This window comes from Neglectibacter caecimuris (genome assembly GCF_034335015.1).
In the GTDB taxonomy this organism is placed as follows: Bacteria; Bacillota; Clostridia; order Oscillospirales; family Acutalibacteraceae; genus Acutalibacter; species Acutalibacter caecimuris_A.
Map to the genome: position 1 here is coordinate 211,745 of NZ_JAWXXK010000004.1, position 21,701 is coordinate 233,445.

The 21,701-nt window shown below is 51.5% G+C and carries 21 protein-coding genes and 1 tRNA gene; 13 read left to right on the plus strand and 9 right to left on the minus strand.

The window, feature by feature from the left end; translation table 11 throughout:
• Positions 1 to 280 precede the first annotated feature (280 nt).
• On the minus strand, positions 281 to 2,080 hold the full coding sequence (gene pepF, locus U8T64_RS07295) for an oligoendopeptidase F (protein ID WP_322182395.1): 1,800 nt from the start codon (positions 2,078 to 2,080) through the stop codon (positions 281 to 283).
• Between the two features lie 158 nt (positions 2,081 to 2,238).
• Here pepF and U8T64_RS07300 point away from each other — a divergent pair, with 158 nt between their 5' ends.
• Positions 2,239 to 2,865, plus strand: coding sequence for a DNA-3-methyladenine glycosylase (locus U8T64_RS07300; protein ID WP_322182397.1), 627 nt, complete (start codon positions 2,239 to 2,241; stop codon positions 2,863 to 2,865).
• Positions 2,866 to 2,885: 20 nt separating this feature from the next.
• Here the strand turns inward: U8T64_RS07300 and U8T64_RS07305 are convergent, their stop codons facing one another.
• The 3 genes from U8T64_RS07305 to U8T64_RS07315 form a co-directional block, all read right to left on the minus strand.
• Positions 2,886 to 3,728 carry a 5'-3' exonuclease gene (locus U8T64_RS07305; protein WP_322182398.1) on the minus strand — a complete coding sequence of 281 codons (843 nt, stop codon included), beginning with the start codon at positions 3,726 to 3,728 and terminating at the stop codon, positions 2,886 to 2,888.
• A gap of 78 nt (positions 3,729 to 3,806) precedes the next feature.
• Positions 3,807 to 3,890, minus strand: a tRNA-Leu gene (locus U8T64_RS07310).
• Positions 3,891 to 3,997: 107 nt separating this feature from the next.
• The gene (locus U8T64_RS07315; RefSeq protein WP_322182400.1) at positions 3,998 to 4,645 is read right to left on the minus strand and encodes a gamma-glutamyl-gamma-aminobutyrate hydrolase family protein; all 648 of its coding nucleotides are present in this window, start codon (positions 4,643 to 4,645) and stop codon (positions 3,998 to 4,000) included.
• A 296-nt stretch (positions 4,646 to 4,941) separates the two neighbouring features.
• On the opposite strand from U8T64_RS07315, the gene U8T64_RS07320 reads away from it, so the two are divergent.
• The 6 genes from U8T64_RS07320 to U8T64_RS07345 all read left to right on the plus strand — a co-directional run bounded on the left by U8T64_RS07320 (position 4,942) and on the right by U8T64_RS07345 (position 11,168).
• The gene (locus U8T64_RS07320; protein ID WP_322182401.1) at positions 4,942 to 5,673 is read left to right on the plus strand and encodes a M15 family metallopeptidase; all 732 of its coding nucleotides are present in this window, start codon (positions 4,942 to 4,944) and stop codon (positions 5,671 to 5,673) included.
• Between the two features lie 156 nt (positions 5,674 to 5,829).
• Positions 5,830 to 7,275, plus strand: a complete 1,446-nt coding sequence (gene gltX, locus U8T64_RS07325; RefSeq protein WP_322182403.1) for a glutamate--tRNA ligase — start codon at positions 5,830 to 5,832, stop codon at positions 7,273 to 7,275.
• A gap of 32 nt (positions 7,276 to 7,307) precedes the next feature.
• On the plus strand, positions 7,308 to 8,996 hold the full coding sequence (locus U8T64_RS07330; RefSeq protein WP_322182405.1) for a glutamine--tRNA ligase/YqeY domain fusion protein: 1,689 nt from the start codon (positions 7,308 to 7,310) through the stop codon (positions 8,994 to 8,996).
• A 187-nt stretch (positions 8,997 to 9,183) separates the two neighbouring features.
• Positions 9,184 to 10,206, plus strand: coding sequence for a biotin--[acetyl-CoA-carboxylase] ligase (locus tag U8T64_RS07335; RefSeq protein WP_322182407.1), 1,023 nt, complete (start codon positions 9,184 to 9,186; stop codon positions 10,204 to 10,206).
• 3 nt (positions 10,207 to 10,209) lie between these two features.
• Positions 10,210 to 10,761, plus strand: a complete 552-nt coding sequence (locus U8T64_RS07340; protein WP_322182409.1) for a biotin transporter BioY — start codon at positions 10,210 to 10,212, stop codon at positions 10,759 to 10,761.
• Positions 10,758 to 11,168, plus strand: a complete 411-nt coding sequence (locus tag U8T64_RS07345) for a DUF1284 domain-containing protein (RefSeq protein ID WP_322182411.1) — start codon at positions 10,758 to 10,760, stop codon at positions 11,166 to 11,168. The genes U8T64_RS07340 and U8T64_RS07345 overlap by 4 nt, the downstream gene beginning before the upstream one ends.
• Positions 11,169 to 11,401: 233 nt before the next feature.
• On the opposite strand, the gene U8T64_RS07350 is transcribed toward U8T64_RS07345, so the two are convergent.
• The 4 genes from U8T64_RS07350 to U8T64_RS07365 all read right to left on the minus strand — a co-directional run bounded on the left by U8T64_RS07350 (position 11,402) and on the right by U8T64_RS07365 (position 15,343).
• Complete coding sequence (locus tag U8T64_RS07350; RefSeq protein WP_322182413.1) at positions 11,402 to 12,277, minus strand: S-layer homology domain-containing protein; 876 nt, start codon at positions 12,275 to 12,277, stop codon at positions 11,402 to 11,404.
• A gap of 561 nt (positions 12,278 to 12,838) precedes the next feature.
• Positions 12,839 to 14,206: an FAD-dependent oxidoreductase gene (locus tag U8T64_RS07355; RefSeq protein ID WP_322182415.1), complete on the minus strand. Its 1,368-nt coding sequence runs from the start codon at positions 14,204 to 14,206 to the stop codon at positions 12,839 to 12,841.
• A complete protein-coding gene (locus tag U8T64_RS07360) occupies positions 14,127 to 14,564 on the minus strand; it encodes a hypothetical protein (RefSeq protein ID WP_322182417.1) in 438 nt (145 codons plus the stop codon). Before U8T64_RS07360 ends, U8T64_RS07355 begins: the two co-directional genes overlap by 80 nt.
• A gap of 305 nt (positions 14,565 to 14,869) precedes the next feature.
• Positions 14,870 to 15,343, minus strand: a complete 474-nt coding sequence (locus U8T64_RS07365; RefSeq protein ID WP_322182419.1) for a divergent PAP2 family protein — start codon at positions 15,341 to 15,343, stop codon at positions 14,870 to 14,872.
• A gap of 148 nt (positions 15,344 to 15,491) precedes the next feature.
• Here U8T64_RS07365 and U8T64_RS07370 point away from each other — a divergent pair, with 148 nt between their 5' ends.
• The 4 genes from U8T64_RS07370 to U8T64_RS07385 are packed head-to-tail and all read left to right on the plus strand — an operon-like array spanning position 15,492 to position 18,861.
• Positions 15,492 to 16,133 carry an epoxyqueuosine reductase QueH gene (locus U8T64_RS07370; protein WP_322182421.1) on the plus strand — a complete coding sequence of 214 codons (642 nt, stop codon included), beginning with the start codon at positions 15,492 to 15,494 and terminating at the stop codon, positions 16,131 to 16,133.
• Positions 16,134 to 16,135: 2 nt separating this feature from the next.
• Positions 16,136 to 16,981: an amidohydrolase family protein gene (locus tag U8T64_RS07375; protein ID WP_322182422.1), complete on the plus strand. Its 846-nt coding sequence runs from the start codon at positions 16,136 to 16,138 to the stop codon at positions 16,979 to 16,981.
• The gene (locus U8T64_RS07380; RefSeq protein ID WP_322182424.1) at positions 16,974 to 17,732 is read left to right on the plus strand and encodes a DUF8091 domain-containing protein; all 759 of its coding nucleotides are present in this window, start codon (positions 16,974 to 16,976) and stop codon (positions 17,730 to 17,732) included. Before U8T64_RS07375 ends, U8T64_RS07380 begins: the two co-directional genes overlap by 8 nt.
• Entirely contained in the window at positions 17,716 to 18,861 is a 1,146-nt protein-coding gene (locus tag U8T64_RS07385) for a VanZ family protein (RefSeq protein ID WP_322182426.1), read from the plus strand. Before U8T64_RS07380 ends, U8T64_RS07385 begins: the two co-directional genes overlap by 17 nt.
• Here U8T64_RS07385 and U8T64_RS07390 read toward each other — a convergent pair.
• Positions 18,826 to 20,109, minus strand: a complete 1,284-nt coding sequence (locus U8T64_RS07390) for a LysM peptidoglycan-binding domain-containing protein (RefSeq protein ID WP_322182428.1) — start codon at positions 20,107 to 20,109, stop codon at positions 18,826 to 18,828. The genes U8T64_RS07385 and U8T64_RS07390 overlap by 36 nt on opposite strands.
• Positions 20,110 to 20,450: 341 nt before the next feature.
• Between U8T64_RS07390 and U8T64_RS07395 the strand changes: the two genes are divergently transcribed.
• Both U8T64_RS07395 and U8T64_RS07400 read left to right on the plus strand, forming a co-directional pair.
• Positions 20,451 to 20,723: a hypothetical protein gene (locus U8T64_RS07395; RefSeq protein WP_322182430.1), complete on the plus strand. Its 273-nt coding sequence runs from the start codon at positions 20,451 to 20,453 to the stop codon at positions 20,721 to 20,723.
• Positions 20,724 to 20,779: 56 nt separating this feature from the next.
• Entirely contained in the window at positions 20,780 to 21,691 is a 912-nt protein-coding gene (locus tag U8T64_RS07400; protein WP_322182432.1) for a LysR family transcriptional regulator, read from the plus strand.
• Positions 21,692 to 21,701: the final 10 nt, after the last annotated feature.

Below are 21,701 nucleotides of genomic sequence, written 5' to 3' on the forward strand. Positions count from 1 at the left end.
GTGGGGAACTGTGTGCAAACTATAGGTAACCTCTAAAAACTCATTGTTCCGATGAAACGATTTAGAAAAATCGGCCTTTTCAGACTTTACAAGTGCATTTTCCTGAGTTTTTAGAGACTCCCTATAATTTACTATTTTGCCCTTGCCCTTATAATTGCTCATTTCTCATTCCTAATTGCTCATTGTATCCACCGTCCAGCATCAAAAAAGCAAAGCAGCTGCTGCAAAACGTTAAATTTTGCAGCAGCTGCTTCATTTTTTACACGGAAAAAAGAGTCAGTTAACCCAGCTCCTCCGTCAGCTGGCAGATCTCTTCGATTATGCCGCCGATGGTTTCAATAGTGTCCAGCAGGGGTGCGTCTGTGGAAATATCCACGCCTGCCATTTTGGCAAGCTCCAGCGGGGTTTTGGTGCTTCCGGCGGCAAGGACCCTTTTCCAGTCCTCTACCGCGGGCTGGCCTTCGGCTTCGATCCGCTTGCACGCCTGGGTGGCAGCGGTCAGCCCAGCGCTGTAGGTATAGGAGTACAGGCCCATGTAGTAATGGGGCTGGCGCATCCAGGTGAGCTCTGCGCCCTCGGGCAGCTCCACCGCGTCCCCCCAGAATTTCGTAAGGGTTTCCCGCATGATACGGTTCAGGGTTTCCGCCTGTACGCTGCCGCCGTTGTCGATGATACGGTAGACCTCCCGCTGATAAGCGGCCTCCAGCAGATGGGTGACGAAATTGTGGTAGTAGGTGTTGCCGATCATACAGCTCAATACCCACCGGCGGAAGCGCTTATCAGGGTTGGTTTTCAGCATGTAATGAGCCATCAGCAGTTCGTTCATGGTGGAGGGCGCCTCCACAAAATAGGTGGATACCTCCGTGTCAAATACAGACTGTGCGGCGTTGCAGCTCTTAAAATGCCCGGCATGCCCCAGCTCATGGGCCAGGGTAAACACATCGGACATTCTGTCATGCCAGGTCAGAAGGATAAAGGAATGGCTGCCATAGGGGCTGGCACAGAAGCCTCCGGTGGATTTTCCCTGGTTTTGGGCAAAATCCACCCACCGTTCCCGATAGGCGGTGCGGATCATTTCCTGATATTCTTCGCCCATGATGGAAAGGCCCTTCTCGATGTATTCCCTGGATTCCTCGATGGTCACCTTCGGGTCGTATTCCGGGTCCACCGCCAGCTTCAGGTCGGCGTAAGTCATGGAATCGAGGCCGTGGATCTTTTGAAGCAGCTTGGCGTATTTCCGCATGTGCGGGGCCAGCTTTTCCATAATGAGATCGATCTGTCGGTCATACAGTTCCCTTGAGACCTTTTGGTCGAACAGCAAGCTGTCATAAACAGAGGAAAAGCCGCGCAGAGTGGCCATAGTCTTTTCTGTCTGTACCTGGCTCTGGTAAGCCGCCGCGGTGACGTTTTCGTATTCCCGCAGCTTGCCGTAAAAAGCGGTAAAAGCGTTCCGGCGCACCTCGGTGCGGGGGTCGTACTCATAATCGTCCTCATAAAGGGAATAGCCCAAGGGAAATTCCTGGCCTCCGGCGGAAAAAGTGGGGAAGCGCATATCCGCCAGCTTCGCCATGTTGTACACCTGATAGGGCGTGTTGAAGGAGGGGGAAAGGGCAGTGAGCACCCGCTCTGTTTCCGGCTGAAGCTGGTGAGGCTTTTGCCGGAGCAGGTCGCTGAGATAGCCGCTGTTTCCGCCGCCGGAGGCAATGGCTTCCCGCAAAACCTCTTCGTCCTGTTCGATGATCTCGCTGTTGATAAAGCTCAGGCGGCTGAGCGTTTGGGAAACCAGTTGAGACATTTTTTCATTTTGCTCCTGAAGCGCGGCGTCACTGTAATCCACCGAGGCCGCCAGGTCCCGGTAAGTGCTGGCTGGAATCAAAATCTCATACAGCTCCCGAAGGATATCCAAACAGGCGTTGATAGCTTCCGGCGTGTTTAGCTTTCCCCGATAGTCCCGTTCCAATTTTGCGGTAAGGGCTTCCATCTTTTCCACATCAGCAGCCCAGGCTTCCTCGGTTTCATAAATAGCGGAAAGATCCCAGGTAAGCTCTGCCGGAATATCTTTTCTTTTTTGCAGTTCCATACATCGCAGCTCCTCTCAAAAAGTAAAAGGTCATATAAAGCTTTCGCTATAGGTATCTTACCATTCCGCGCATCGCCTGTCAATTTGCCGGGAAAAGGAAATGACAAGAGGGGTAAAAAAAGTTATAATAAAAAGAAGAAGAGGGAGGGAACGTAACTATGGCTCTTACCCAGGAATTTTTTGCCGGCGATACGGTGAAGGTTGCCAGATCGCTGCTTGGAAAGTATTTGGTCCGGCGGTACGGCGAAGTGGTTTTAGCGGCCCGGATCACGGAAACGGAAGCTTATATCGGGCGAATGGATAAGGCCTGCCACGCTTACCAGTACCGCAAAACGGAGCGAACAAAGGTACTCTTTGCCCCGCCGGGAACCGTATATGTCTATTTGATCTACGGCATGCATTGCTGCCTGAACCTTGTCACGGAGCCGGAAGGGGAACCCGCAGCGGTACTGATCCGGGCCGTGGAGCCAAGGTACGGCCTGAACGAGATCGCCAAAAATCGCTTTGGCCGCGATGCGGAGGAGCTTACGGCCTATCAGCGGAAAAACTTCTTAAACGGCCCCGGAAAGCTCTGCGCCGGGCTGAAAATCGACAGAAGCCTAAACGCCCTGCCTTTCGGTTCTCCGGAGCTTGAGGTATGCGGCAGGCTTTCGGAAGCGGGGCTTCCTGATTGTTCCGCAGATAAGCAGAAGCTTGAGATACAAGTCAGCAAACGGATCGGAATCGATTACGCGGAGGAAGCGGTGGATTTTCCCTGGCGGTTTACCATTGCTCCCAAGGCCTGAAAGGGGTTTGAAAGAAGCTTTTACTTCAGCCCGATCCCCCGCAGTACCTCAGTGGTGGTGATTTCGGAAGGGCGATACGCGAGCTCGTCCAAAGAAAAGGGCAGGGGAGCGGCGTTGGTAAGCTTGATAAGCCTGTAATTGATCCTCAGCCTGTCAGCGTTTTTGCGGATCGATTCCCTTACAGAAGGCTTTTTCACAGCTTCCGCGTTTTGCAGAAGGTCTTGAAGGGTTCCAAATTCCCGAAGCAGAGCGGCGGCTGTCTTTGGGCCCACCTGTTCCGCGCCCTTAATGGCGTCGGCACTGTCCCCGGTAAGCGCTTTGAAATCCGCATACTGCGCGGGCGTGATCCCGAACTTTTCCTCAAACCATTTCGGCGTGCAGAGCACGGTGTCTTTTCCCCGGTAGCGAAGCACCGATACCCTGGGGGAGATCAGCTGAAAGAAATCGCTGTCAAAAGAGGAAATTACGACCTCACAATATTTTCCGCAGGTAAGCGCGTATCCGGCGATCACGTCGTCCGCTTCGCAGGAATCGGCTTCCGAGCATTTGATCCCGAGATAATCCAGAGCGGCATAAACGGCAGGCAGCTGGGAAAAGGGGTTCTCCTCCTCCGGCAGTTCACCGTAATCGGCTCTGTTTGACTTGTATGCGGGATCGAGCAGAGAGCGGCCGTTTTCATGCTCTCCGTCAAGCAGCACGGCGATGTGGGTCGGCTCTGTCATTTTAATAATTTTCAGTAGCGCCCCCACAAAGCCAAGCACACCCTGGATCGGCTTGCTGTTTTTGCCTACGATCCGCGCGGGCATACCGAAAAACATTTGAAACAGCAGATTGCTGCCGTCCACCAGTAAAAGCTTGTCCATAAAAGCACCACCGATTTTTGAAATATTTTTACAAAAAAGCCGGGGGCTTTTCCCCTATTGGGAAAAGCCTCCGGCTTTTGGTGCGCGAGACGGGACTTGAACCCGTACGTCGTAGACACACGCACCTCAAACGTGCCTGTCTGCCAGTTCCAGCACTCGCGCATAACCAACGCTGAAAATTATACCATCAGCCCCACTTGTTGTCAAGGGAGAATTTTGCCGGAACAGGCAATTCTTTTTTGCGGTCCGGTCCACAGGAAAACGGTATTTCAGCATAGAGAAAGGAAAAAATCGAACAGGCGGCGCCCGTCTGCCGTGTCCTTTCTTGCCTTCCGAAAAGCCATTCGCTCTGGGTGCCACTGTACGGCGTAAATCTTTTTGGCAGGGTATTCCAGGGCTTCTATCACGCCGTCCGCGGCCCGAGCGGCAATGGAAAACCCGGAAGCAGGCCGGTCTGCGGCCTGGTGGTGCGCGCTGTTCACCGAAAAGCATTCCCCGTACAGGGGGAAAAGAAATCCATTTGGGGAGGCTGTTACGGAGTGCACCTTGTCTCCTGTGGCCTCCTCCCACCTGTGAGCGCTGGCTGTGGGGAGCTCTTGAATGAGGCTGCCGCCGAAGGCTACATTGAGAATTTGCAGCCCCTTGCAGATCCCCAGGATCGGGCGCTCCGTTTTGCAAAAATCCTTTACCAGCCGCAGCTCCTTCAGATCCCTTTCCCTGTCGATTCCCCTGCTTCCCAGATTTTCAGCGCCGTAAAGGGCGGGGTCAATGTCCGCTCCTCCCGGAAGTAAAAGCGCGTCGCAATCTCCGGCATATTGGGTGTTTTCCGAAAAGATTCCCATGGCTCCACAGAATTGTAAGGTTTCCGCATAATTTCGATAGGTTTCCCGGTTTCCACAGACAAAAATTTTTTTCATGGGTAAGTTCCTCCTTTGTGCCGCTGAGAATGGCTTGATAAAAACTTGAGGCGACACCGCACAAAGATTGTGCGCAAGTTTCACAGTCAGATTTTTCGTCAGAGTGCACAGATTGAGTGCAGGCAATCTTGCGATTGGCAAGCGAAAGATGTGCATTATGACGAAAATATGCAAGCAAATTGTGTACAAAGGCCTCTGGCCGGTCTTTGTGCGGTGTTGCCTGAAAGCTTTCGTTTATGATGAATATGCGGAGTTTGGTTAGAATAGGCAGAGAGAAGAAAAAGGGGGAGAAGGAAATGAAAAGAACAGGTCAAAGGGCTCCTAAAATAGAATTCGCTTCCGGCGCGGTGATTCTTTTTTCGGTTTTTCTCAGCCTTTTTATCAATTATCTGGGAGTTCTCGATACCCGGGAAGCCGCGCAGACGGCGGCGGGCGTTCAGCAAGAGCCGGAGGAATACACGCAGCTGTCCGACCCGCTGCTTGTGCTGGTAAACGATCAGATCCCGCTGCCGGAGGACTGGACCGTCACCCCCAAAATGATCGATGATGAGCAGGTGGACCTGCGGGCCTACCAGGCGCTTTCCGAAATGTTTCAGGCAGCTGCCGAAGACGATGTGTGGTTTTGGGTGGTGTCGGGCTACCGCAGTGTGGGGCAGCAGGAGATCGTTTTGGAGCGGGCGATCCGTGAAAATTTGAAGAGCGGTTTAAATCGGGAGGAGGCGGAAAAGGACGCATTGCGTACCGTGGCCCATCCCGGCTACAGCGAGCACCACACCGGCCTGGCCGTTGATCTAAATGATGTAAGCGACAATTTTGAAGAGAGCAAGGCCTACCGGTGGCTTTCCGTTCACGCTGTGGAATACGGCTTTGTGCAGCGGTATCAAAAAAGTAAGACGGAAATCACCGGTATCGACCGGGAAAGCTGGCATTATCGGTACGTGGGAAAGAAGCACGCTCGGGAAATGACGCGCTTGGATCTCTGTCTGGAGGAGTATGTGGAATATTTGAAACAGCAGGGGATCTCTTGAGAATTACAAGCCTATTTTACCACGTTTTTCTAAGTCTTTGGCAGGGAAAAAACACAAATTTGCCGAACGAAGCGGAGAAAATACAGATTTCTATTGCGAAAAGAAACAGGTTTGCTATATAATAGAATATGATTTTTTGCGAAAGAGGGAAAACCTATGGCTTCAGTTCGGACAAGATTTGCGCCCAGCCCCACGGGTTTTATGCATGTGGGGAATTTACGCACGGCTTTGTATGAATATCTGGTGGCAAAGTCTCAGGGCGGGCAATTCGTTTTGCGGATCGAGGATACGGACCGGGAGCGCCTGGTGGAAGGCGCGGAGGACGTGATCTATAACACTTTGAAGCAGGTGGGTCTTCTGCACGATGAGGGCCCGGATATCGGCGGTGAATTCGGCCCTTATGTTCAAAGCCAGCGAAAAGAGTTGTACCGTCCTTACGCGGAGCAGCTGGTAAAAGAGGGGAAAGCTTACTACTGCTTCTGCTCCAAGGAGCGGCTGGAGTCTCTTCACGATGAAAACGGCCTCGGCGGCTATGACAGGCACTGCCGGGAGCTGCCGAAGGAAGAGGTACAGCGCCTTTTGGACGCGGGCACGCCCCACGTGATCCGCCAGAAGGTGCCGCTTACCGGCTCCACCACCTTTCAGGACGCCGTGTTCGGGGAGATCACCATTGAAAACAAAGAGATCGAGGATCAGATCCTCTTAAAGGCGGACGGCTATCCCACCTATAATTTCGCCAACGTGATCGACGATCACCTGATGCACATCACCCATGTGGTGCGGGGAAGCGAGTATCTGACCTCCACTCCCAAATACAATCTGCTGTATGAGGCCTTCGGCTGGGAGATCCCCACCTATATCCATCTGCCCCTGATCATGGGCAGAAACGAGGACGGCAGTGTGTCGAAGCTTTCCAAGCGCCATGGCTCCACCAGTTTTGAAGGGCTGGTAGAGGAGGGCTATCTTCCCGCCGTGATCACAAATTATATTGCCCTGCTGGGGTGGTGCCCCAAGGATAACCAGGAGATCTTTTCTCTGGAAGAGCTGACAAAGAGCTTTTCTGTGGAGGGAATCAGCAAATCTCCGGCGGTATTTGATTATGATAAGCTTGCCTGGTTCAACGGCGAATATATAAAGGCTATGGACGAGGAGGAATTCCTTTCTCATGCGATGCCCTACTACCGGGAGGTGTTCGGGGAGCAGGAGAAGCCCTGGGAAGTTCTCCACTCCATTTTGCAGGCCCGCATTACAAAATTCCGGGAGATTCCTGCGCTTTTGTCCTTTTTCAAGGAACTGCCGGAATACCCGGTAGAGTTCTTCACCAATAAAAAAAGCAAAACAGATTCGGAAAATTCCCCGCAGATGCTCCGGGAGGCCATCGAGGTGCTGGAGCAGCTTCCGAATTGGGAGCTTACCGCGATCCACGAATGCCTGATCGGCCTGGCGGAGCGTCTGGAAGTGAAAAACGGCACGCTGCTGTGGCCGGTGCGGATCGCGTCGGCAGGCACCCTTGTCACACCGGGCGGCGCCATGGAGATCCTGACCCTTTTGGGAAAGGAAGAAGCCCTGCGCAGACTGAAAGCGGGACTTGAAAAGTTTTAGGGGAATTCTCCTGTAAGAAAAGAGGGAAAACAATGAGCGAAGAAAAAGCGATCCATGAAGTGGCTTCTACAAACTTCATCGACGATTTTGTAAAAGAAGATATGAGCTCCGGCGGGCGTACAGAGGGAATGAAGGTCCATACCCGGTTCCCTCCGGAGCCCAACGGCTACCTGCACATTGGCCACGCCAAGGCGATTTATGTGGATTTCGGCACGGCACAGCGCTTCGGCGGTATCTGCAATCTCCGCATGGATGATACGAACCCCACCAAGGAAGATGTGGAATATGTGGATGCCATCAAAGAGGATATCCACTGGCTGGGCTACGATTGGGAGGATCGCTTCTATTATGCCTCCGATTATTTTGAAGATATGTACAAGGGGGCGGAGGAGCTGATCGAAAAGGGCCTTGCCTATGTGTGTGAGCTGACCCCCGAGGAAATGAAGGAAATGCGCGGCGATTTGACCACTCCCGCCAGAAGCCCTTATCGGGACCGCCCCCGGGAGGAAAGCCTCGACCTGTTCCGCCGAATGCGGGCAGGGGAGTTTGAGGACGGCAAAATGACCCTTCGGGCCAAAATCGACCTTGCCTCCGGCAACTTCAACATGCGCGACCCGGTGATCTACCGCATCAACCATTCCCGTCATCACCGTACCGGGGACAAGTGGTGCATTTATCCCATGTACGATTACGCCCACCCCTTTGAGGACGCGATGGAGTGCATTACCCATTCTCTGTGTTCTCTGGAATTTGAGGATCACCGGCCCTTCTATGACTGGGTGATCCAGAATGTGACCCTGCCCTCAAAGCCCCGTCAGATCGAGTTTGCCCGGCTGGGGATCAACAACACGGTCATGAGCAAGCGAAAGCTGAGAGCACTGGTGGAGGGCGGCTATGTAAGTGGCTGGGACGATCCCCGTATGCCCACTATCTGCGGCTTGCGCCGCCGGGGCTATACTCCTGTCTCCATTCGGAATTTCAGTGAGAGAAACGGCGTTTCCAAAGTGAATTCCACCGTGGAATATGCCTTTTTGGAGCATTGCCTGCGGGAGGATCTGAACTGGAACGCTCGCAGGGTCATGGCAGTACTGGATCCTGTGAAGCTGATCATTGTCAATTACCCGAAAGGAGAAAGCGAGAACCTGGCTGTGGAAAACAATCCGAACAAGCCGGAGGAGGGAACCAGAGAGGTCTCCTTCTCCAGAGAGATCTGGATCGAAAGAGAGGATTTTCTCAAGGAGCCTGTTCCCAAGTATAAGCGGCTGTATCCGGAAGGGCCGGAATGCCGTTTGAAGGGCGCGTATCTGATCAAATGCGTCGGGTTTGAAACAGACGATCAGGGAAATGTTGTAGAAGTTCGGGCGGAATATGATCCCGAAAGCCGCGGCGGAGATCCGGCGGACGGCAGAAAGGTGAAGGGAGCCACTTTGCATTGGGTAGACGCCGCTACCGCCCTGGATGCCGAGGTGCGTCTGTATGACAACCTGTTTACTGTGGAAAACCCTGATGATGGGAATTTCCTGGAGTATTTGAATGGAGATTCCCTCACCGTTCTTTCCGGCTGCAAGCTGGAAAGCTCTTTGAAGGACGCAAAGCCGGGAGAAAGCTTCCAGTTTATGAGGCAGGGGTATTTCTGTATGGATAACCGGGACAGCGCTCCGGGTCATCTGGTGTTCAACCGTTCCGTCAAGTTGAAGGACAGCTTTAAGCCGGGAGCTTAAGAATAAATTTTGGAGTGCCCGATTTTCAGAGAAAAAGGAATCAGCTTTAAAATAACAACGGGAGAGATCCCGTTGTTATTTTGTCCTCATTGTCACCGATTATAAAATATTAGGTTGACAATATGCTTTCGCTGTGCTATTCTTTGAAAAAAGAAAGAGGAAAGCAAAAACAAAGGGAGGGGAAAGCTTGGATTTTTCCGGCATGGTTTTAGCGCTGCTCAAAGAAAGCGGCGGCCCCTTATCGGGAGAAGAAATGGCGAAGAGACTGAAGGTCAGCCGCAATGCCGTGTGGAAGGCTGTGAAGAAGCTGCAGGCGGCCGGATATGAAATACGGGCCCGCACAAATCTCGGCTATGAGCTGATTTCAGAAAGTGATGCGCTTCTTGCGGAAAATGTATGCCGCCGTTTATCCGGAGCGGCGCAATGTGTTACTGTGGACATACGGGAAGAGGTCACCTCCACTAATACGGTTTTGAAGGAGCTTGCGGAGCAGGGGGAAAAAGAAGGTCACGTACTGATCGCCGAACGGCAAACAGCGGGAAAGGGAAGGCTGGGTCGCTCCTTTGCTTCTCCCCGGGGAACAGGGCTTTACATGAGCATTCTGCTGCGGCCCCGGTTTTCCGCCGAGGAATCCCTTTCCATCACCACTGCGGCGGCGGTGGCAGTAGCCGAGGCGGTGGAAAGGGTAACGGGCCGCAGAGCAATGATCAAATGGGTCAACGATGTGTATTTGAACGGTTATAAGATCTGCGGCATTCTGACGGAAGCCTCCATCGATTTTGAAACCAATGGCTTGCACTATGCGGTGCTGGGGATCGGTGTAAACCTTCAGGAGCCCGAGGGCGGCTTTCCGGGGGAACTGAAGGAAATAGCCGGGGCCGTTTATCAGGAAACGGAGGCGCCGCCGCCCGGGATCAGGGCCGCCCTGGCCGCGGAGATCCTGAACAGCTTTTTCGGATTTTATCAAAACCTGGAGAAGCGGCCCTTTTTATCGGAATACAGAAATCGGTCTTTGCTCACAGGGAAAAAGATCCGTTTTATCTGCGGAAAGAAAGAGCTTTCCGGCACGGTACGGGGAATCGATGAGGAAGCCCGGCTCCTTGTTTCTTTGGAAAACGGGGAGCAGGCAGCCTTCACGGCTGGGGAAGTGGCTATCGATAAAGATTTTTTGGAGAGCCTGCGAGAAGAGCGGGAGAGAGGAAAGGAATGAGCTATGAAAATGGAAGTTCAAAATAAAGTTCGGAAAATTGTGATGACAGGAGTATTCGCCGCAATGCTTGCGGTGCTTTCCCAAATCTCTTTTCCGCTGCCCTCTGGAATACCGGTAACGCTGCAGACCTTTGCTGTTGCTCTGTGCGGTTTTGTGCTGGGCCCCAGGCTGGGGCTTTTGTCCGTTGTCGTCTATCTTGCCATAGGTGCCGTGGGGGTGCCTGTCTTCGCCGGCTTCAGCGGCGGCGTAGGAGCATTTGCGGGCCTTGCCGGCGGCTATTTGTGGGGCTTTCTGTTTATGGCTTTTCTTGCCGGACTGGGGACCCACCGGAAGCATCGGGCTTCGGCGATCGCTCTGGGGATCGCCGGCCTTGGCGTATGTCATTTGTGCGGCGCGGTTCAATTTGCTCTGCTCTCCGCAATTTCTCCCTGGCAGGCCTTTTTGCTGGCTTCCGCTCCTTATCTTTTGAAGGACGTGGTTTCCGCAGCGGCGGCTTATCTGGCGGCGGAGGCGGTGAAGTACAGCCTGAAAAAGGCAAGGCTGGTGGGCGAATGAAGCTGCGGGGACATCATCTGCTTTGTACGGCCCTGTTTTCCGGGCACGGCTACAGTGAAAGCTTTACGCAGAAAATGACGGAGCTTATCCGGGCGATGCAAAATGGGGAAAGGCTTTCTGTTTTCATCGGCGCGGACGAGGTTTGCGCCGCCTGCCCCAACAGAACAGCGGAAGGCGGCTGCGTCCTAAGTACCGAGGACGTGGAAAAAAGGGACCTTGCGGCGCTGCGGGTCTTGCGTCTCTCGCCCGGTGAGGAATTGACCTGGGCACAGGCAAAAAGCCGTCTTTCTCTGCTGACAGAACAAGACTTTCAGGCAGTTTGCGGCGGCTGCCGCTGGCAAAAGGAAGGCCTGTGCAGTCTTTTGCAGCTTCACCGAATGATGAGCGGGAACAGAGAAGAGCTTTAAGAACCTGTATTCATAACCGAAGACGCCGGATGAGCGAGAATTTTTCGTGTTGCTCTAGGCAAATTTGGGCAGGCATACTGCCGTATGGCAAGCAAATTTAACGACGAGCAACACGAAAAAGGCCGCTCAGACGGCGTTTGCAGGTTGTGAATACAGGTTCTAAGAGTGAAAGAGAAAGGGAACGGCAAAATAAGCCGCTCCCTTTCTCAAACTCTACTCAATTTTAAGCTTACTTACTCATCGATCGGAGTCTGCTTTCCCCAAAACCGTTGCAGCATGGAAGCCACCTCGGCCCGGGTGGCTGTCCCCTGGGGATCCAGCCTGCCGTCTCCCTTGCCGGAGAGGAAGCCCTCTCCCACGGCCCAGGCCATGGCCTCCTCCGCGTAATCGCTGATTTTTCTGTGATCTGTAAAGGTGGTCAGGCCTCCCCGGGCGGAGATATCCATCGGCTCCTTTTTCCGCTGGGCATAGCGGTACAGCATGCTTGCCATCTGCTCCCGACTGATCTGTTCCTCCGGCGCGAAGCGACTTTCGGAATACCCCACGGCGATCCCGTTTGCAGAGGCCCACTTGATGGGCTTCGCGTAGTACATGGGCGCCGGTACGTCCGGGAACGGGCTGCCCCAACCGGGATCGGGGCTTCCCTCCATACGGTACAGCACCGAAACCATCATGCCCCGGGTCATTTTCCCCTCCGGACTGAACCGGAAAGGCCTTGTACCGGAAAACACCTGATTCTGGAACGCCCACTTGGCGCTTTCCTCTCCCCAATGGCCATAGGTGTCCTCAAAGGGATTCAGATTTTTGCAGCCGATGAGCTCGTCCTTTCTCATTCTCGTCACGTTTTCACCGCCGTAGATTCGCTCAAGTTCTTGATTCGGACTCAAACCATTTTCAGCAATCTCTGTTACAGTATGAGGTAAAGTAAGCTCTGTACGCCCTGCACTTCCTTCTGCTGCGGTAATCAGCTTTGTCAGTGATTTATTATAAATGATGCCCTGCTGATCTTTCGCAAAGCTGGGATTGGAAGGATTTAATACAATTTCCTGCAGGAGATTGGAACCTTCCTGAACAGAATACGGGTCTACTCCTGAAAAAAAGCCTTCCATTTCCCGAACCTTTTTGGGAAGAACAACGCGCTCCAAGTTTCCAAAGCAACTGATACAGCCGGAGGGAAGTAATTCTGGCCCGTCTCCCAGAAAAATCAATTCTTTCAGATTTTTGCCACCAAAAATTGAATAAATAATATTATCCGGGTACACATCCAATTCTTTTAGAGAGGCAGGCAGTGTTAACGACGTGAGTTCGTCGCACAATTCAAAGCAGAAAAAATGTGAGCCTTCCACGCTGGGATAATTTTCAAAGAAAAGAGTGCCCACAGGTTTGCCCTGGATCGTTTCCGGGATAATGACATCGCCTTTCAGCCCACGGGCCTCATAAATCTCAATGTGATCTCCACGATCTGCACAAAACAGCAACCCTCCACCTATGGGATATTGAAATCCTCTCCCATAATAGGGAGCATACGGCCAATTCTCAGGCTTTCCTAAATAGTCATACTCTGAAAAATCTTCTGCCGCTCTGGCGGACAAGGGAAACATTGCAAGCAGCAGGGTTATTGCACATAAGACGCAAAAAAGCTTTTTCATAGGAATTTCCCTCCGTTTTCTTTATTTGTTAATTCTGCCGTGTGCCGCCACGATCTTGTTTTGTATCGCCGCTATGGCGGTTGTGGATTGCTGCACTACATAGGGCAGCATGCTGTTATTACAGCAATATCCCGCAGCGATTCCCGCAGCGTCCCCTAACACACTAAGATTGGAGAAAACACGTACCTCGCCCCAGGAATAGGAACAGACCCCTGCAGCATATCCAGGAATTAACAGATTCGATACATAGCTAGTCCTCAGAACCTCATAAGGAACATATAATGGATTTTTCGGATTGTCCGCATATTTGTTCCACATTCTTTTTGCAGATTCCAAGCCGCAAATATATTTGGTTCCTTCTTTATTCATGTAATCACTGGGCTGATAGGGGTGAATATCACAACCGTACTTAGCAAGACCGATTCTTGTGGCATAATTTCCTTTATCCAAGCCAGTCGTTGGCGAAGTTCCTGCGTCCAAAGCCTCGTTAGCTGTTATTTGGTAATTAGTATTATAAGTTCCGTGTGCCCGATTGGAAGAAACCATGGACATATGTACCGTTTCCCGAATGTACAACTGATCTCCCACTACCGGGTCTCCCCAGGGGTCTGTTACAATACTTACATTCTCAAAACCATCATATGCGGCGAAAGCTCTTTCCAATTCTGCCTTGTGATGTTTCACAAAATTCTTTGCCTTGATCCATGCCTCGTCGGTGGTCATGGAATTGTACTTACGAGTTACCTTGAAGGTGGTGTTTGCCGCATCGTCGCGATAGTGGGAACGTCCGTCAACATTAAAAACCAAGATGCCGTTGACCCACCAGTCATCGCTCAATTTCCCACCACTGGCAGTCCCATTGCCATTTCTTGCGGCATTTACTGGCTTAATCATGATCCCTTCGGTATCCTTGTATTTATTGTTAAACGCAACAATACGGTCATTTGGGTCAGCATAAATTTTTGAACTTGACCATAAGTCTACAGGGATTTCTGTGTTTGGCTTGCATTTGAAACCACCCTCACCAGATGCGCCATGTATCGTTGGGTGAATATTAGTCATTTTGATCATCAATGTAGCCGCCTGCTGTCTACCTACATAATCTGTAGCCGCTCTTTCATCTGTCGGTAAATAATCGGCTGGCCAACTGTAACGTCCCACAGTACAGGCGGAATTTGCTTTGCGCGCAATTCTCCCATCTGTGGAGGCATCAATAAACACAGTTGCGTTCAAGGTCGTTTTTGTGACCGTGTTCGTCCAAGCTACATTTCCCGTACTGTCTCGATGAATGGGGGAAATTGTGACAGAATTAATCTTGTAGGGAGAGCCTCCAGCGGAAAAGCTGAAAATATCCTGCCCATAGAAAACTTTTACATTGGCGTTGTTCATGGAGGTTTTGGCATTTATCTGACAGCATAATGCGGTTAAAGCCATCTCCCAAAGAGGTTCTGTAATAGAAGTACGAACCCTGCTGAATCGCGCTACTTGCACTCGCGGCTGTTGTGCTTTGATATCCGCGATCATCCCAATAATTCAACCCACCGGCCGTCATAATGCCACCCAGCAGGTAATCCTCCGTCCAGCCGCCTGACTGGTTCTGAAAGGTGGTTTTCGGATAGGGAACAATCAAGGCTACCTTGCCGTTTGCCGCACTGGAGGTAAGCTCAGCGGCGGCCTTTGCCGCAGCAAACACTCCCGGCAGATCTGCACCGTACACTACTACCTTGTAAGTTTCGGTCGCCATCATATTACCTCCCTGCTGTTTTACAGCTTGTCCTGTAAGATAAATCCAGCTTAAGGACTTATTCTTTACCCTGATAATACGCCTGAAAAATCTCTTTGTCAACAAAACTTCTTAAAATATTCCTGAAAAATATAAATTATAAGGTCTTGCTATGATATTCTCTAAAAAAAGCAGTCTCTTCAGCAAACAAAGCTGGTTGCAAAATGGAATTCACAGAGCTTGGTTGCTTGAAGCAGAAAAAAAGGAGCTCCCTGCTTTTTTTGCAAGGAGCTTTTCAGACGAAACTTGACAATAAAATTGGGGGTATTCTATAAAAAGAAATAAGCAATCACGGCAATGCCGAAGCCCAGCAGCGCGCCGCAGGCGACCTCGATTTGCCGGTGGCCCAAGGATTCGTTTAAGCGGGGGATCATATCCTGCAATGCCTTTTTATCCATCTCGCCATCGTTCTTTTCTAAATACGCCACAATATGGTTGATGGCCTTGGCGTGGAGCCCGGCGGCCCAGCGCACGCCGGTGGCGTCGTACATCACGATGAGGGCCAAAACAAAAGCAAGGGCAAAAATGGGGGAGTCAAAGCCATAATGATAGTAGGCTGTTAAAAGTACGGAGCAGGTAACGGCGGAGTGCGAGCTTGGCATTCCGCCGGCTCCCGCCAGACGGCGGCGGTCAAACTGCTTGTGCTTTAACGCGTCAAGCAGTGTTTTGATCAGCTGCGCGCTGAGCCAGGCCGCGACGCTGACATTGATCAAGGGGTTGGAGAGCAGGAAGGTGAGATTCATAAAAGTACCTTTCCCAAAGCTTATTTTCTAAGCTCTATGATATCTTGTTCGCGTTTTCCTGTCAACCGGTCGGGAAGGGCTTTTGCTTGCAATTTACAGGAATTTGTGCTAAAATAAAGCAGTTTTTGCTGAGAAAGGAGCAGACGCCGTGAGCCAAGGGAAAAGAAACTATGGGAAAGAGCTGGAAACGCTTCTCCGGGAGATCGGGCAAAGCGGTAAGCGCCCGTCATTACTGCTTCATGCATGCTGTGCGCCTTGTTCCAGCTATGTGCTGGAATACCTTTCTCGTTATTTTTCTATTTCTGTTCTCTATTATAACCCCAATATCAGCCCAAAAGCCGAATATGAGAAACGAAAAACCGAGTTGGAACGGCTGCTTTCCGCTATGCCTCTGGAGGGCTCTGTAACGCTGCTGCCCTGCGCGTATGAGGGTGAAGCCTTTTTAGAAGCGGCCCGGGGCTTAGAGCAGGCACCGGAGGGCGGGGAGCGCTGCGAGCGCTGTTTTCGGCTTCGCTTGCGGCGGGCGGCACAGGAGGCAAAAACCCAAGGTTTTGATTACTTTACCACAACGCTTTCCATCAGTCCGTTGAAAAACGCGGAGCTCCTAAACCGGATCGGAGAAGAGGTCGGAGCGGAGTTCGGCGTGGCGCATCTGCCAGCCGATTTCAAAAAGAAAGAGGGCTATAAGCGTTCCATTGAACTTTCCAGGGAATACTCTTTGTATCGGCAGAATTATTGCGGCTGTGTTTTTTCCAAGGCACAGCGGGAAGTGACCGGAAAGGAGGGATAGGCGTGCCCGTTACGTATCATGGAATTTCTTACCGTGCCGCGGATACTCACGCCCATATTTATCCCGGAAAGATCGCGGAAAAGGCCACAGCCTCCGTGGGCGATTTTTATCATGTGGATATGCTGAACGTAGGCTTGCCCCACGTGCTGGCAGAGCGGGGCGGCGCCGCCGGGATCGATCGTTTTCTGGTTTGCTCTGTGGCCACGAAGGTGGAGCAGGTACGGTCCATCAATGAATTCATTGAAAAAAAGTGCGGGGAATATCCGCAGTTTACCGGACTTGCCGCTTGGCACCAGGAGATAGGGGATATCGGTGCGGAGCTGGATGATATTCAGCGGCGGGGCCTGAAGGGCATCAAGCTGCACCCGGATTTTCAGAAATTCTTTCTTGACGATGAAAAAATGCTGCCCTTTTACAGGGAAGCAGATCGGCGTGAGCTTCCTATCCTGTTTCATATGGGAGATAACCGCACGGACTTTTCTTCTCCGCGCAGGCTGATGAACGTGCTGGAGAAGCTGCCGGGGCTTACCTGTATCGCCGCGCATTTCGGCGGCTATACGGAGTGGGAGGAAGCCCGCAGAGCGTTAAAGGGAACAAACGTGTTTGTAGATACCTCCAGCTCTCTTTTTGCCCTTACGAGAGAACAGGCCTGTGAAAGCATTGCGCATTTTGGTGTGGAACACACCATGTTCGGAACAGATTTTCCCATGTGGGATCCCGTGAAAGAGCTGGAGCGCTTTTTTGCGCTGGAGCTGACCGAGGAAGAAAACCGGATGATCCTCTACGATAATTTCGCCCGACTGTTTCATCTGGATCCGGAGAAAGAAAGCGGGCCTCAAAATGGATAAAACAGCTTTTTTGCTGGCCTGTCATAAAGTAATGGAAGAGGGGCGGCAAAACCGCGGGATCGGTACCCTGGGAGAAAAGACCCTTCACGCGGTGCTGAAGCATTATTTCGATCCCAGGGAAGAGCACCATGAAATCAGAGTGGGCTCCTATGTTGCCGACATTCGGAATGAAAAGGGGATCTTCGAGATCCAAACCCGTGGCTTTGATCGCCTGCGGGGAAAACTGGAGGTTTTCCTGCCGGAAGCGCCCGTTACGGTGATCTATCCTGTTCCGGCAATAAAATGGCTTTCCTGGCTGGAAGAGGACGGAACGGCGTCCCCAAAGCGAAAAAGCCCCAAGAAAGGCAGCGCGGCGGATATTCTGCCGGAGCTCTATAAGCTCAAGCCTTGGCTGGGGCGGCAGGGACTCAGCTTTTGCGCGGTGCTTTTAGAGTTGGAGGAATACCGGCTGAAAAATGGGTGGAGCAAGGACCGAAAGCGGGGCTCCACCCGTTTTGAACGGCTGCCTGTGGATCTGCTGGGAGAGGTCTGGCTGCGCGCGCCGGCAGATTATCTGGCTTTACTTCCGGAAAACCTGGCAGAGGAGTTTACTGTGAAGGAATACGCGAAGGCGTCCCGATTTTCAGGAAAAAAAGCGTCTGTGGCAGTCAATGTGTTGTTTTCAATGGGCGTGCTGAAGCGTGTAGGAAAGCGAAAAAACGCCTACTTATACCAACGAAACAGCGAGGAGAAAAATGAGCGGTTATACTGAGGTGATCTTTCAGGCGCTGGTGCTTTTTCCACTGGCCGCACTGTTGATTACAATGCCCTTTCTGATCCACCATTACCGGAAATTCGGGAGCATTACCTTTCCGCGTGTTTTCCTGGTGTACTCTTTTGTACTGTACCTGATGTGCGCCTATTTTCTGGTGATCCTGCCTTTGCCGGATAAAGCCGAAGTGGCGAAGCTGACTTCCCCTACAACACAGCTTTTGCCCTTCAGCTTTTTTCGGGAGCTTTCCCGGGAAACAGACTTTTTGCTGACGGCCCCTTCTACATGGTTTCCGGCGCTTACCAGCAATTTTACGCTGCAATTTGTGTTTAATATCGCTTTGTTGTTCCCGCTGGGATTTTATCTGCGCTACTATTTTCGCAGAAAAGCGCTGGGCACGGCGGTCGCGTGCTTCTGTGTCAGCTTGTTTTTTGAGCTGACACAGCTTTCGGGACTCTATGGAATCTATCCGCGCCCTTACCGGCTTTTTGACGTGGATGATCTGCTCTGCAATACCCTGGGCGGCATGCTTGGATACTTTATTACAGGCATATTTTTGAAGATCCTGCCGGACCGGGAGAAAATAGACGAGCGTTCTTACCAAAAGGGAATGCGTGTCACCTTTCCCAGAAGGCTTCTTTCCTTTTGTGTGGATCTGCTGTTTGTTTTCCTGCTTTCCTGGCCGGTGGGAATAGGGCTGGCATTTGTTTTTTTGGAGAGCTATGCGTTTGCGGTTTCCTACCTTTTGTATTTCATTTTGCTGCAATGGCTTTGGAAAGGGAAAAGCCTGGGAAAACGGTTGACAAAGCTCTGTGTGGTAGACGAGAGCGGTCATGCTCCCTCGCTGGGAAAGCTGACGCTGCGGTATGGGTTCCTCTGGGCGGCCGCCGTGGCATTTTCTCTGATTTCTGATTTGATTTCTGATTTGCTCGGCTCCGTGCTGTTCGGCGCTTTTTTACAGATCGGGCTGAGTTTGGCAGTGCTGCTGTGGTTTTTGGTGGATACCGTGCAGAATCACAATTCCGTTTTGGGAAGAGATTACCTTCACGGCAGGCTTTCCAAAACAAAGCTTTCCAGCACGGTGCGGCAGCGGTCAAACGATTTTTCCGATGGAGTATCTGGCGCTTAAAAAAGCCCAATTTTGCGCAAAGGGCCGCATCACGTTCCAATATCCGCCGCCGCGCAGGGAAAATTCGTCCATCAGGTTGAATTTTCCCTCAACGCTTCGCGCATCTTCAAACCAAACCACATGATTTCGGTTTGCGTTCCCGAAATATTCAAAGGTGGGGGAATAGGCGGTGTTATCAAATTGGATCGGTACGTTGTTTCTTTGAGCGATCTCTACCGCGTATTCATTGCCGATGGCAGTAGCCCTTGTGATCCCCCGTTCAAAAGGAAGAATCCAGTCATAGCCGTAATTCGGCAGTCCCATCAGGATCTTTTCCGCAGGGATCGCGGAAACACCGTATTCGATGACTCTTCTCACCTGGTTTAAGGGCGCTACCGCCATGGGCGGTCCATAAGTATAGCCCCATTCGTAGGTCATCAGCAGCACTGTATCGGCCAGCGCGCCGATGGCGGCGTAATCGTGAGATTCGTACAGGAGCCCCGCCTGTCCGGCTGAGGATTTGGGGGCCAAGTCCACGTTGACAAAAAAGCCCTCCGCGTGCATTCGCTCTATGGAGCGGCGCAGGAAGTTTTGGAAATTCCCCGCATCCTCCGGGTTGACAAACTCAAAATCGATATCCAGCCCCAGATAACCCTTTTCCTTCATGACCGCCACGATCTGATCCAGCAGCTTATCCTGTAAGGGAATATCCCGAAACAGCAGGCTGGCTCTCTGCTCGCTGAAATTGCCGTTCTCTGTGATGGAGGAAAGCAGCATCACAGGGGCTGCCCGGTATTCATAGGCAAGGTTGATCATGGCCTGGTCGTCAATAGGGATCAGCTCTCCTGTTTCGGTGAAGCCGTAGCCAAAAATCGTGAGATAGGTGAGATAGGGCAGGGAGCGCAGCAAGATATCCCGGCGGATATAGGGATAGGCGTAGCCGTTGATGAATACCTCCCGGCGCTTTGGCTCCTGAAAATGGATCACAATGGTCTGACCTGCCATGAGATAAGAAGAAAAGATCAATTCGGGGTTATTTTGGAGCAGTACGATTTCCGGCACGGAAAACCGCGCCGCGATGGTTCCCAGGGTGTCGCCCGGCTGTACGGTGTATGTGAGCTCCGGAATGAGAATGATCAGTGCCTGTCCTATGGGCAGCTGCTGAGGATTTCTGATGCCGTTATCGCTGATGATTCGGCTGGCGGATACGCCGTATTGACGGGCCAGCCTCCATACGGTATCTCCCGGTCTGACTGTGTGAATTACCATACCGCAACCCCTTTCCAGAATGCTTTATCCAAAACTATGCGAACGGAAAAGACAGTATGCGGTTGATATTTTTGTTGCAGGATGTTTTACTTTAGTATATAATTTAAGGCAACCCCGCACAAAGACCGGCCGGAGGCCTTTGTACACAATTTGCTTGCATATTTTCCGTCATAGCGTACAGCTTTCGCTTGTCAATCGCGAGATTGACTGCACTCAATCTGTGCACTCTGACGAAAAATCTGGAGAGTTAATCGGAAATTAACTCTTGCGCAACTTCTTGCGCACAATCTTTGCGCGGGGTTGCCTTAAGTATATTTTACTGTGAGGGGCGGCGTGCTTTTATGGAAACAGAAGTGATGGATCTGCAAAAATTGACTTTTTTTACAGAAGGCAATACTTTTACCGGCAGCAAAACAAAAGACCCTAAAACAGGCGCGCTGCTTCGGTATCTCGTGTATCCGGACCGGGAAAATGAGAAGCTGATCGCCTATACATGGACAACAGATGTTTGCTTTGAAAGGGCCAAGGAACGGCAGGAGGCTTCTTTTTCCCTCAGTGAACAGGGACTGTCCGAGGTACAAACCTGGCTTCAGGAGCAATACCGCGCTGTTTGAGAAGCAGCGTGGTTCCCGTGAAATTTGCGGGACAGAAAAGAGGGTGGCTAAAGTAGATGAATACCCAATTTTTCAGATACATGGTAGAGGTGGAACGCACCGGCTCTATTACACAGGCCTCGGAAAATTTGTATATGGCCCAGCCAAATTTAAGCCGCATTATTAAAGAAGTGGAAGATGACCTGGGATTTCCTATCTTCAAAAGAAGCAGCAAGGGCGTGATCCCCACTGCGAAGGGGGAAGTTTTCTTGGAATACGCAGAGTCCATTTTGGAGCAGCTGGAGGAAATGGAGCTCCTGTTTTCCGGAAAAGGGAAGAGGTGCTTAAAAATCGCAATTCCCAGGGGAAGCGCTATTCCGGCAGGGCTTTCCAGCTTTTTGGAAAGCTTGGAAAAGGAAAACGCACTGGAAATAAAGCTCCAGGGAACGAGCACCTTTGAAGCGATTCGTATGCTGGTTGAGGCTGAATGTCATTTAGGCGTAATACGCTATCCCTGCTCTGCGGAGAAAAGGCTGGCAGATTTTTTGAAGGAGCGGCAGATAAAAAGTGAGCCGCTTTGGGAGTACCGGCAGGTGCTTCTTTTTTCCTATCGTCACCCTTTGGCCAAAAAACAGGAAATCTCTTCCAATGATCTGAAAGGCTATTTGGAAATTTTCTGCGAGGATCCGTGTTTGCCTTTTCTGGAAAAGGCAAACACGGAGAAAAAAAAGACTGATTTATCGGGGAAAAGTCTTTTCTGTGACAGCGGGGAACAGTTTTCTATTCTCCAGCAGGCGGGATATTCCTATATGTGGACAGCGCCGGTGCAAAAAGAAATCTTGGATAGGTACGGCCTTGTTCAACGCGGCTGTGCTTTCCGGAAGGAACGTTTTCAGGAAGCGCTGCTTTATTCTGAAAAATACCGTTTTACGGATACCGCCCGAAAGTTTGTACAAGCGCTTCGCGGCAGAAAACTGCCAAAATCTTGAACTATAAAAC